The following is an 11,434-nucleotide window of genomic DNA, read 5'->3' on the forward strand; positions in this document are numbered from 1 at the left end:
GAAGCAAATAACAGAGGGAGTGGTTTATGGCGGATACGCGTCGTTGGGTGTGGCTTGGCGGGATTGTCCTGCTGTGCGTTTTTGTGTTCCTGCTGCATTCGATCCTGACGCCGTTCCTGGTCGCGTTACTGCTGGCCTACCTGTTCGATCCGGTGGTGGATCGCCTGGAAAAGCTCGGCCTGTCACGTACCTGGGGCGTGGTGGCGGTGTTTGCGTTGTTCACCTTGATCATCACGGCGCTGGTCCTGGTGCTGGTGCCGATGTTGGCCAAGCAGCTGTTCAAGCTCTATGAGCTGGCGCCGCAGATGCTCGACTGGCTGCAACACACGGCCATGCCGTGGGCGCAGGCCAAGCTGGGGCTGGCAGACGGCTTCTGGAAGTTCGACAAGGTCAAGGCGGCCATCAGCGAGCACATGGGCCAGACCACCGACATTGTCGGCGTGGTGCTGAGCCAGGCGACGGCGTCGAGCCTGGCGCTGATTGGCTGGCTGACCAACCTGGTGCTGATCCCGGTCGTGGCATTCTACCTGCTGCGGGACTGGGACATCATGATGGCCAAGATCCGCGGCCTGCTGCCGCGCGACCGTGAGGAGCGCATTGTCTCCCTGGCCGAGGAGTGTCATGAGGTGCTCGGCGCCTTCGTCCGTGGCCAGTTGCTGGTGATGCTGGCGCTGGGGATCATCTACGCGGCGGGGTTGATGGCGATCGGCCTGGAACTGGGGCTGTTGATCGGCCTGATCGCCGGCCTGGCAGCCATCGTGCCTTATATGGGCTTCGTGATTGGTATCGGTGCGGCGCTGGTGGCCGGGTTGTTCCAGTTCCACGGCGACCTGTACCCGATGCTCGGGATTGTCGCGGTGTTCATGGTCGGCCAGGCCTTGGAAGGCATGGTGCTGACGCCATTGCTGGTGGGCGACCGGATCGGCCTGCACCCGGTGGCGGTAATCTTTGCGATCCTGGCGGGCGGCGAGCTGTTCGGCTTTACCGGCATCCTGCTGGCGCTGCCGGTGGCGGCGGTGATCATGGTGCTGGTGCGCCATGTGCACGACTTGTACAAGGACTCGGACATGTACGCCGGAACCGACGAACCGGAGTTATAACCGCAGCATCACAAACCCGGCTCAAGGCCGGGTTTGTCATTTATCGGCTCTGGCGTTTCGCCATTGCGTCAAACATTCCTCACCAAATCCAACAAGTTAACGCAAACCTTTGATTTTGCTTGTGGTCTGCTGCATTGTGCGCCCGGCGTCACGGGTATAAACTTTGCAAACTTTACACAGAGGTCACTAACGGTTCGATTGGAACCGTTCAGTCAGCATGAAACCGATTCAGCTGCCCCTAGGTGTGCGTCTGCGTGACGACGCCACCTTTATCAATTACTACCCAGGCGCCAATGCCGCTGCACTCGGCTATGTCGAGCGGCTCTGCGAAGCCGACGCCGGGTGGACCGAAAGCTTGATCTACCTCTGGGGCAAGCACGGCGTGGGGCGTACCCACTTGTTACAGGCCGCTTGCCTGCGCTTCGAACAGATGGGTGAACCGGCGGTGTACCTGCCGCTGGCGGAGCTGCTGGACCGCGGTATCGAGATCCTCGACAACCTCGAACAATACGAACTGGTCTGCCTGGACGATTTGCAGGCAGTGGCGGGGCGGGCAGATTGGGAAGAGGCACTGTTCCATCTGTTCAACCGCTTGCGTGACAGCGGCCGGCGTTTGTTGATTGCCGCCTCCACCTCGCCACGTGAGCTGCCGGTGAAGCTGGCGGACTTGAAGTCGAGGCTGACCCTGGCGCTGATTTTCCAGATGCGCCCGTTGTCCGACGAAGACAAACTGCGGGCCCTGCAACTGCGTGCTTCGCGCCGCGGGTTGCACCTGACCGATGAAGTCGGGCATTTTATTCTCACTCGCGGTACACGCAGCATGAGCGCACTGTTCGACTTGCTCGAACAGCTCGACCAGGCTTCCTTGCAAGCCCAGCGCAAGCTGACTATTCCCTTCCTCAAAGAAACCCTGGGCTGGTAGCCAGCCCTTTAAAACCGGGGCGTTCGGCAAATTACAGGCGCCAGAAAACCTGCGTTTGGGCCGTTTTGGCCACGCAAATGGCTGGCATAGGGTGTTAAGGGCTTAGATGTCATAGTCCAAACAAGAAGTCACATAGATCACGATTGAATTTGCAAATCGATGTGATAGAAGGCATAGTCTCGGCTTCTTTACACATCAGCCACGGTCGTGCCCATGCTAAATCGCTTCGCACCCCTCGTGCCTCTCGCACTCGTTACCCTGTTGTTTGGTTGCGCCACCCACACTCAAAACGTGGCTGAGCAGCAAAAACCAGTACAGCAGTCCCAGGCAAAATTCGTTGCGTCGCAGTCTTCCACTGTTTATCAGGAAGAGATCGCAACTGAAAAAGAACTCGCCGACTTCGCCGGCGCCAAGCCTTACCAGCTTCCCGTTCTGGCCGATAGCATTCTCGAACGCGGCATGTCCCTGATCGGTACCCGTTACCGTTTCGGCGGTACCTCTGAAGCCGGTTTCGACTGCAGCGGTTTCATCGGCTACCTGTTCCGCGAGGAAGCCGGCATGAACCTGCCGCGTTCCACCCGCGAAATGATCAACGTGGATGCACCGTTGGTCGCGCGGAACAACCTCAAGCCCGGTGATCTGCTTTTCTTTAGTACGGCTGGCCGTGGTCGTGTCAGCCACGCCGGTATCTACCTGGGCGACAACCAGTTTATCCACTCCAGCAGCCGCCGCAGCGGTGGTGTGCGAGTCGACAACCTGGGTGACAGCTACTGGAGCAAAACCTTCATCGAAGCCAAGCGCGCCCTGGCGATGGCCCCGACTACCGTTACCGCCAGCAAGTAAAGTTAAAGTGATACTTGAAGTTTGACGTGTAAGCGCTAGAATCCCTGGACATTGTTGTAAATTGATCGCGCGAGCTTTGCTTGCGCGTTCTGTTTTTCAACGTTCGGCAGCGAAAGCCGCATCCAGATCAGGATTGTTCTGCCCATGTCGACCTCGGCCCGCCTAATTCTTCTCGTTTGCGCCGCGCTGCTCAGCGCCTGCGCAAGTCGTCCTCCGCCTGCTCCCGTGGCCGTCAAGCCCAAGCCGGTGTTCAACACCTATGCCACCCAAAGTTTCTCGCCTGCGGCCGAAGACGTGCTTTTTCGTGCGCTGGGCCTGGTCGGCACGCCTTATCGCTGGGGCGGCAATACGCCGGACTCGGGGTTTGATTGCAGTGGCTTGATCGGTTTCGTCTACCGTGACGCGGCGGGCATCTCCTTGCCACGTACCACTCGCGAGCTGATCGTGATGCGCGCCCAGGACGTGAGCGAAAACAACCTGCAGACCGGTGACCTGATCTTCTTCGCCACGGGTGGCGGCTCGCAGGTCAGCCACGCCGGGATCTACGTGGGAGAAGGGCGCTTTGTGCATGCGCCGCAAACCGGCGGTACGGTGAAGCTGGACACGCTGTCCAAAGCCTATTGGCAAAACGCCTACCTGAGCGCCAAGCGTGTGTTGCCAGCCGAGCACCTGGCACGAAACCCCTAGGAAAACACGAAACCAAATGTGGGAGCGGGCTTGCTCGCGAATGCGGTGGATCAGTCGACAACAAGCTGACTGACACACTGCATTCGCGAGCAAGCCCGCTCCCACATTTGTTTTGGGGTGTTTGCGAAGCTGGCTATTTAGCCGCCGACACTCGCCACACCTTGTTCCCCACGTCATCCGCCACCAGCAAATCCCCCTGCTTGTCGATCACCACGCCGACCGGGCGGCCCATGGCTTTCTCGTCGCTGTCGAGGAACCCGGTCAGCACATCCACCGGCTGGCCTTTGGGTTTGCCGCCTTCAAACGGCACGAAGATCACCTTGTAGCCACTGTGTGGCTTGCGGTTCCACGAACCATGCTGGCCGATAAACGCGCCATTGCTGAATTGCGCCGGTAGCTTGCTGCCGTCGGCAAAGGTCAGTCCCAAGGAGGCTGTGTGCGGGCCCACCGCGTAGTCCGGGGCAATCGCCTTGGCTACCAGTTCCGGGTTCTGCGGACTCACCCGCACATCCACGTGCTGCCCGTAGTAACTGAAGGGCCAGCCATAGAACGCGCCATCCTTGACCGAGGTGATGTAGTCCGGCACCAGGTCGCTGCCGATTTCATCGCGCTCATTCACCGCCGTCCACAGCCTGCCGCTTTGCGGTTCCCAAGCCATGCCGTTGGGGTTGCGCAGGCCGGAGGCGAAGATACGGTGCTGGCCGGTAGCGCGGTCCACTTCCCAGATCGCGGCGCGGCCTTGTTCGGCTTCCAGGCCGTTTTCCGCGACGTTGCTGTTGGAGCCCACGCTGACGTACAACTTGCTGCCGTCCTGGCTCGCGACCACGTTCTTGGTCCAGTGATGGTTGATGCTGCCGCCCGGCAAGTCGGTCACCGTGGTGCCGGCTTCCTTGATCGAGGTTTCGCCTGGCTGATAGGGGAAGCGCAGCAGCTTGTCCGAATCGGCCACATACAGGTCGCTGCCCACCAGTGTCATGCCGAACGGCGAGTTCAGGTTCTCCAGGAACACCGTGCGGGTTTCGGCTATGCCGTCGTGGTCGGCGTCCCGCAGCAGGGTGATGCGGTTGGGGCTCGGCACGGCGGCCCCGGCGCGGCCCATGACTTTCTCCATCACCCAGCCACGAATACCCTTGGAATCGTCCGGCTTGGGTGGCGCATTGGTTTCTGCCACCAGCACATCGCCATTGGGCAGCACATACAGCCAGCGCGGATGGTCCAGGCCTTCGGCAAACGCCGCTACTTGAGTGCCTGCCGCCGCCGTTGGCTTGGTGCCTTCGGGCCAGCCGATGGCCGGGGCGATATTCACCGTGGGGATCAGGGTTTTATTCGGTTCCGGCAGTTTGGGCGAGGGCCCGGTGCCGTCGGACACTTGCAGGGTAGAGCTTTCGCCGCAGGCGGCGAGGGTGCCGGCGAGCATGATCAGTAGGGCAAGTCGGGTCTTGTGCATGGTTTTCTCCTTAATACCTGTAGCGGTAGAGGCACGCAGCGGCCCGATGGTTCACGCGCATGTCCGGCTTTAATTGACGCTCCACCCCCAACCCACTAACCTTCCCGGCTTGTTTCAGGTGCTCTGTGGCGTACGCGCCGACTGAGTGAAACAGGGAAGCCGGTGAGTGAGCGCATTTTTCTACAGTGCTGCCACGATCCCGGCGCTGCCCCCGCAACGGTAAATGAGTCAAGACGGTGCCTTAAGCCACTGTATCGCCCGCGATATGGGAAGGCGCACCTTCGGCATCCAATGCCACTCATGAGCCCGGAGACCGGCCTGATCCATCCAACAGCATCACGGTGGGCGATGCTTGGCTGTCTGTATGTGTCTTTTTCCTGCCCGCCGTTTTTGTCCAGCCCCAACGGAGAGCTGCCATGACTGAATCCCCCGAACGTGACGAACGCCACCTGGCGCGCATGCTGCGCAAAAAAGCCGTGATTGACGAGCGCATTGCCAATTCACCGAACGAGTGCGGGTTGCTGCTGGTGCTTACCGGCAATGGCAAAGGCAAGAGCAGCTCGGCCTTTGGCATGCTGGCCCGGGCCATGGGCCACGGCATGCAGTGTGGCGTGGTGCAGTTCATCAAGGGCCGCAACAGCACTGGCGAAGAACTGTTCTTCCGCCGTTTCCCCGAGCAGGTGCGCTTCCACGTGATGGGCGAAGGTTTTACCTGGGAAACCCAGGACCGTGCCCGCGACATCGTGGCCGCCGAAGCCGCCTGGGCGGTCTCCCGGGAAATGCTGCAGAACCCGGCCATCGGCCTGGTGGTGCTGGATGAACTGAATATCGCCCTCAAGCACGGCTACCTCGACCTGGACCAGGTACTCAGCGACCTGCAGGCGCGCCCGCCGATGCAACACGTGCTGGTCACCGGCCGTGGCGCGAAACCCGAATTGATCGAAATGGCCGACACCGTGACTGAAATGGGCATGCTCAAGCATGCATTCCAGGCGGGTATCAAGGCGCAGAAAGGCATCGAACTTTGAATCAGCCCCGTCACTGTCCTGCTGTGCTGATCGCCGCACCGGCGTCCGGCCAGGGCAAAACCACCGTCACCGCCGCGCTCGCCCGTTTGCACCGCAACCTGGGGCGCAAGGTGCGAGTGTTCAAATGCGGCCCGGACTTTCTCGACCCGATGATCCACGAGCGCGCCAGTGGTGCGCCGGTCTATCAATTGGACATGTGGATGGTCGGCGAGCAGGAAAGTCGCCGATTGCTGTGGGAAGCGGCGGGGGAAGCCGACCTGATCCTGATCGAAGGCGTGATGGGCCTGTTCGACGGCACGCCGTCCAGCGCCGACCTGGCGCGGCATTTTGGCGTGCCGGTACTGGCGGTCATCGATGGCACGGCCATGGCCCAGACCTTCGGTGCCCTGGCATTGGGCCTGGCGCGTTACCAGCCGGACCTGCCGTTTGCCGGCGTGCTGGCCAACCGCGTCGGCACATTGCGCCATGCGCAACTGCTTGAGGGCAGCCTGACCGAAGGCCTGCGCTGGTACGGCGCACTGTCCCGGGAAACCGGGATCGAATTGCCCAGCCGCCACCTTGGCCTGGTGCAGGCCAGCGAATTGAACGACCTCGACCTGCGCCTCGACGCCGCCGCCCAGGCCCTGGGCAGCAGCTGTGAGGTAGCGCTGCCACCGCCGGTGGAATTCGCTGCGCCCGAGGTGATCGAGGCCCAACCGTTGCTGGCCGGCGTGCGCATCGCCGTGGCCCGCGACGAAGCCTTCGCGTTTACCTACGGCGCCAGCCTCGACCTGTTGCGAGCGATGGGCGCCGAGCTGCGCTTCTTCTCGCCGATTCGTGACCGTGCATTGCCCGAAGCTGACAGCCTCTACCTGCCCGGCGGTTATCCGGAATTGCATCACCAGGCGCTGTCGGAAAATACCGCGATGCTCGACGCCATCCGCGCCCACCACGCTGCTGGCAAGCCACTGCTGGCCGAATGCGGCGGCATGCTCTATCTGCTGGACTCGCTCACCGATGTCGACGGCACCCGTGCCGAACTGGTCGGCCTGCTCCAGGGCGACGCCGTGATGCAAAAGCGTCTGGCGGCACTGGCCCTGCAAAACGTCGAACTGCCCGAAGGCCTCTTGCGCGGTCACACCTACCATCACTCGCTGACCAGCACCGAGTGGCAGCCGATTGCCCGGGGCCTGAGCCCGAATGGCGGGCGCGGTGCCGAGGCGGTTTATCGTCAGGGCCGGATGACGGCTTCCTACGTGCACTTTTACTTCCCGTCCAACCCGATGGCGGTGGCTGCCTTGTTTGCGCCAAGCCTTGAGACCGCCATCGCAGGCAAGCCAGCTCCCACACTTGACCGAGTTGAAACGCAATCCAATGTGGGAGCGGGCTTGCTCGCGAAGAGGCCATGACTGACAACGCCTTTCCGGAAGCCGACCGCGAAGCCGTCTACCGCGCTATCGCCGAACGCCGCGACATGCGGCACTTCAGCGGTGGCAGCGTGGCGCCGCAATTGCTCCATCGCCTGCTGCAAGCCGCGCACCAGGCGCCGAGCGTCGGCTTGATGCAGCCCTGGCGTTTTATCCGCATCAGCGACCGCAACCTGCGCGGCCAGATCCAGCAGCTAGTGGAAGAAGAACGCGTACGCACCGCCGAGGCTCTCGGCGAGCGCTCCGACCAGTTCATGAAGCTCAAGGTCGAAGGCATCAACGACTGCGCCGAAGTGCTGGTGGCTGCCTTGATGGACGACCGCGAGCGGCATATCTTCGGGCGCCGCACCTTGCCGGAAATGGACATGGCATCGTTGTCCTGTGCGATTCAGAATCTATGGCTGGCGGCTCGTGTCGAAGGGCTGGGCATGGGCTGGGTCTCGCTGTTCGAGCCCCAGGCCCTGGCCGATCTGCTGGGCCTGCCGCCCGGTGCCAAGCCGTTGGCCGTGTTGTGCCTGGGCCCGGTGGCCGAGTTCTACCCGGCACCGATGTTGCAGCTCGAAGGCTGGACCGAACCACGGCCGCTGAGTGACATGTTGTACGAGAATGTTTGGGGAGTGAGTCAATGAGTGTGGCCTTGCTGAGTGTCGCTGCCGTGGCGCTGGATGCGCTGCTGGGCGAGCCCAGGCGCTGGCATCCGCTGGTGGCGTTCGGTAATTTTGCCGGGCGTATCGAGCAGCGTTTCAACTCCGGCGGCCGTGGCTGGCGCAGCCATGGCGTTACCGCCTGGGTGATTGCGGTGGTGCCGCTGACCCTGCTGGCCACGGCCCTCTCGTGGGCGCCTTACATCGGTTGGGTCCTGGAAATCCTCGCGCTGTATTGCGCCCTCGGCATGCGCAGCCTCGGCGAACACGTGCTGCCGGTGGCGCAAGCGTTACGCAGTGATGATCTGGACGAGGCCCGCAAGCGTGTCAGCTATCTGGTGAGCCGCCAGACCAGCGAGCTGGATCGCACCGAAGTCGCCCGTGCAGCCACCGAATCGGTGCTGGAAAACGGCAGCGACGCGGTATTTGCCGCCTTGTTCTGGTTTGTGGTCGCTGGCGTGCCCGGCGTGGTGCTCTATCGCCTGAGCAACACCCTGGATGCCATGTGGGGCTATCGCAATGAACGCTTTGAGCGTTTCGGCTGGGCCGCAGCAAAGATCGATGACGTGCTCAACTACATTCCGGCGCGCCTGGTGGCGTTGACCTACGCGCTGCTGGGCAAAACCCGCCTGGCTCTCAAATGCTGGCGCACCCAGGGCCCGACCTGGGACAGCCCCAACGCCGGCCCGGTGATGGCTGCGGGTGCCGGTGCCCTTGGCGTGGAGTTGGGCGGTGCAGCGATTTATCACGGTGAGCTGCACCAGCGCCCGCCACTGGGCGAAGGCCCGCCGGCGGATGCGGATTCCATCGAGCGTGGCTGGCAACTGGTGCAACGCGGCGTGTGGCTGTGGTTGCTGATCCTGTGTGTGGGGGCTGAGTTTTATGCTTGAGCACGGTGGCCGCTTGCGCAAGGCGGCGATGCAGTACGGCATTCCAGAAGCAGACTGGCTGGACCTGTCCAGCGGCCTGGCGCCATGGCCGTTCCCGATTCCGGAAATCCCGCTGCGGGCCTGGGCACGCCTGCCTGAAAACGATGACGGCCTGGAGCAGGCTGCCTGTGAATATTACGGCACGCCCCATGTATTGCCGGTGGCCGGCTCCCAGGCCGCGATCCAGTTATTGCCGCGCCTGCGCCGGGCCGGCAAGGTCGGTGTGCTGTCGCCGTGTTACGCCGAACACGCAGAAGCCTGGCGTCGCGCCGGCTACATCGTGCGCGAAGTGCTGGAGCAGGAAGTCGACTTCTTCCTCGACAGCCTCGACGTGCTGGTGGTGGTCAACCCCAACAACCCCACCGGCCTGAGCTTGACGCCGCAACGCCTGCTGGACTGGCATGCTCGCCTGGCCCAACGCGGCGGCTGGCTGGTGGTGGATGAAGCCTTCATGGACATCACCCCGCAACTGAGCCTGGCGGGCCAGGCCCATCAAGTCGGCCTGATCGTGCTGCGCTCGTTCGGCAAATTCTTCGGCCTGGCCGGAGTGCGGCTGGGGTTCGTGCTGGCCGAGCGCAAGCTGCTCAAGCTGCTCGCCGAACAGGTGGGGCCGTGGGCCGTCAGCGGGCCGACGCGGGTGCTTGGGCAAGTATGCCTGCGCGATACGGCCGGCCATGCGCAACAGCGGCTGCGTTGCGAATCGGCCAGCCAGCGCCTGTTTGATGTGCTTGAACGCCACGACTTGCGGCCCCAGGGCGGCTGCGCGTTGTTCCAGTGGATGATCACGGACCGGGCTGAGCAGTTGCATGAATTCATGGCCCAGCGCGGCATTCTGCTGCGTTTGTTTGTCGACAACAGCAGCCTGCGTTTCGGCCTGCCGGATACCGAGGCCGACTGGTTGCGGCTGGAACAGGCACTGAAGGCCTACAAGGAAGCCTTATGAGTACCTTGATGGTGCAGGGCACCACCTCTGACGCCGGCAAAAGCACGCTGGTGACCGCACTCTGCCGCTGGCTGGTGCGCCAGGGCATCCCGGTGGTGCCCTTCAAGCCGCAGAACATGGCGCTCAACAGCGCCGTGACCGCCGAAGGTGGCGAGATCGGCCGGGCCCAGGCGGTGCAGGCCCAGGCCGCGAACCTGGCGCCCCATACCGACATGAACCCGGTATTGCTCAAGCCCAACAGTGACACGGGCTCCCAGGTGATTATCCATGGGCGCGCCGTGACCACCATGAATGCGGTGGCCTATCACGATTACAAAGCCATCGCGATGCAGGCGGTGCTTGCCTCCCACGCGCGCTTGAGTGCGGCGTATCCGGTGGTGATGGTCGAGGGTGCGGGTTCACCGGCGGAGATCAACCTGCGGGCGAATGATATTGCCAACATGGGCTTTGCCGAGGCGGTGGACTGCCCGGTACTGCTGATTGCCGACATCAATCGTGGCGGGGTGTTTGCGCACCTGGTGGGTACGCTGGAATTGTTGTCGCCGACCGAACAGGCGCGGGTCAAAGGCTTCATCATCAACCGGTTTCGCGGGGATATTGCGTTGTTGCAGCCGGGGCTGGATTGGCTGGAAGCGCGCACGGGCAAGCCGGTGGTGGGGGTGTTGCCGTATGTGATGGATTTGCACCTGGAGGCCGAGGACGGCATCGACCAGCGCCAGATCGACAAGGCGGCGCAGGTGCTCAAGGTGGTGGTGCCGGTGTTGCCGCGGATCAGTAATCACACGGATTTTGATCCGTTGCGCTTGCACCCGCAGGTGGATTTGCAGTTTGTGGGGCCGGGGCAGGCGATTCCTGCGGCGGACCTGATTATTTTGCCGGGCTCGAAGAGTGTGCGCAGTGATTTGGCGTATTTGCGGGCCAACGGGTGGGATACGGCGGTGGCTCGGCATCTGCGTTATGGCGGGAAGGTGTTGGGGATTTGTGGTGGGTTGCAGATGCTCGGGGAGCAGGTGCATGACCCGCTGGGTTTGGAAGGGCCTTGTGGTTCTAGCGCTGGGCTGGGGTTGTTGGCGTTCAGTACGACCCTGGAGGAGGAGAAGCAGCTGCGTAACGTGCGGGGGCGGTTGTTGCTGGAGGATACCGAGGTGAGTGGGTATGAGATCCACGCGGGTGTAACCAGTGGCGCTGGCTTGGTGCGGGCTGCGGTGCAGTTGGACGATGGGCGCCTGGATGGGGCTCAGAGTGAGGATGGGCAGGTTCTCGGGACCTATCTGCATGGGGTGTTTGAGACGCCGGCTGCGTGTAGTGCGTTGTTGCGGTGGGCGGGGTTGGAGGATGTGCAATCGGTGGATTATCACGGGTTGCGGGAGCGGGATATTGAGCGGTTGGCGGATCTGGTAGAGCGGCATTTGGATACTGGGTTACTGCGTTCGTTGTGTGGGGTTTGAGTTGTTTGTAATGGACCGTGTACATATCCGTTGCTGC

Annotated in this window: 11 protein-coding genes and 1 riboswitch; of the genes, 10 read left to right on the forward strand and 1 reads right to left on the reverse strand. The window is 62.5% G+C overall.

Annotated elements, in window-relative coordinates; all coding sequences use genetic code 11:
* Positions 1-26 precede the first annotated feature (26 nt).
* The 4 genes from HX839_RS04460 (at position 27) to HX839_RS04475 (ending at position 3,552) form a co-directional block, all read left to right on the forward strand.
* Entirely contained in the window at positions 27-1,100 is a 1,074-nt protein-coding gene (locus HX839_RS04460) for an AI-2E family transporter (RefSeq protein WP_177019653.1), read from the forward strand.
* Between the two features lie 217 nt (positions 1,101-1,317).
* On the forward strand, positions 1,318-2,022 hold the full coding sequence (gene hda / locus HX839_RS04465) for a DnaA regulatory inactivator Hda (RefSeq protein ID WP_003210747.1): 705 nt from the start codon (positions 1,318-1,320) through the stop codon (positions 2,020-2,022).
* Positions 2,023-2,235: 213 nt separating this feature from the next.
* Positions 2,236-2,865 carry a C40 family peptidase gene (locus HX839_RS04470; RefSeq protein WP_003210748.1) on the forward strand — a complete coding sequence of 210 codons (630 nt, stop codon included), beginning with the start codon at positions 2,236-2,238 and terminating at the stop codon, positions 2,863-2,865.
* Between the two features lie 144 nt (positions 2,866-3,009).
* The gene (locus tag HX839_RS04475; protein WP_003210749.1) at positions 3,010-3,552 is read left to right on the forward strand and encodes a C40 family peptidase; all 543 of its coding nucleotides are present in this window, start codon (positions 3,010-3,012) and stop codon (positions 3,550-3,552) included.
* Positions 3,553-3,685: 133 nt separating this feature from the next.
* Here the strand turns inward: HX839_RS04475 and HX839_RS04480 are convergent, their stop codons facing one another.
* Positions 3,686-4,999 (reverse strand): sorbosone dehydrogenase family protein, encoded by a 1,314-nt coding sequence (locus HX839_RS04480; protein ID WP_177066788.1) that lies wholly within the window; start codon positions 4,997-4,999, stop codon positions 3,686-3,688.
* Positions 5,000-5,098: 99 nt separating this feature from the next.
* A riboswitch (cobalamin riboswitch) is annotated at positions 5,099-5,336 on the forward strand.
* Between the two features lie 79 nt (positions 5,337-5,415).
* Between HX839_RS04480 and cobO the strand changes: the two genes are divergently transcribed.
* From cobO to HX839_RS04510, 6 genes are read left to right on the forward strand one after another with little or no spacing between them, the layout of a single operon-like run.
* A complete protein-coding gene (cobO, locus tag HX839_RS04485; RefSeq protein ID WP_177066789.1) occupies positions 5,416-6,027 on the forward strand; it encodes a cob(I)yrinic acid a,c-diamide adenosyltransferase in 612 nt (203 codons plus the stop codon).
* Positions 6,024-7,415, forward strand: coding sequence for a cobyrinate a,c-diamide synthase (locus HX839_RS04490; RefSeq protein WP_177040351.1), 1,392 nt, complete (start codon positions 6,024-6,026; stop codon positions 7,413-7,415). The genes cobO and HX839_RS04490 overlap by 4 nt, the downstream gene beginning before the upstream one ends.
* Positions 7,412-8,062, forward strand: coding sequence for a 5,6-dimethylbenzimidazole synthase (gene bluB, locus HX839_RS04495; protein WP_003210753.1), 651 nt, complete (start codon positions 7,412-7,414; stop codon positions 8,060-8,062). The genes HX839_RS04490 and bluB overlap by 4 nt, the downstream gene beginning before the upstream one ends.
* Entirely contained in the window at positions 8,059-8,967 is a 909-nt protein-coding gene (gene cbiB / locus HX839_RS04500) for an adenosylcobinamide-phosphate synthase CbiB (protein WP_087694822.1), read from the forward strand. The genes bluB and cbiB overlap by 4 nt, the downstream gene beginning before the upstream one ends.
* On the forward strand, positions 8,960-9,949 hold the full coding sequence (gene cobD, locus HX839_RS04505) for a threonine-phosphate decarboxylase CobD (protein ID WP_177040353.1): 990 nt from the start codon (positions 8,960-8,962) through the stop codon (positions 9,947-9,949). The genes cbiB and cobD overlap by 8 nt, the downstream gene beginning before the upstream one ends.
* On the forward strand, positions 9,946-11,397 hold the full coding sequence (locus tag HX839_RS04510; RefSeq protein WP_177035910.1) for a cobyric acid synthase: 1,452 nt from the start codon (positions 9,946-9,948) through the stop codon (positions 11,395-11,397). Before cobD ends, HX839_RS04510 begins: the two co-directional genes overlap by 4 nt.
* The last annotated feature ends 37 nt before the right edge of the window (positions 11,398-11,434 follow it).

Origin of the sequence: Pseudomonas sp. I8001, from assembly GCF_013385345.1 — a bacterium.
In the GTDB taxonomy this organism is placed as follows: domain Bacteria; phylum Pseudomonadota; class Gammaproteobacteria; order Pseudomonadales; family Pseudomonadaceae; genus Aquipseudomonas.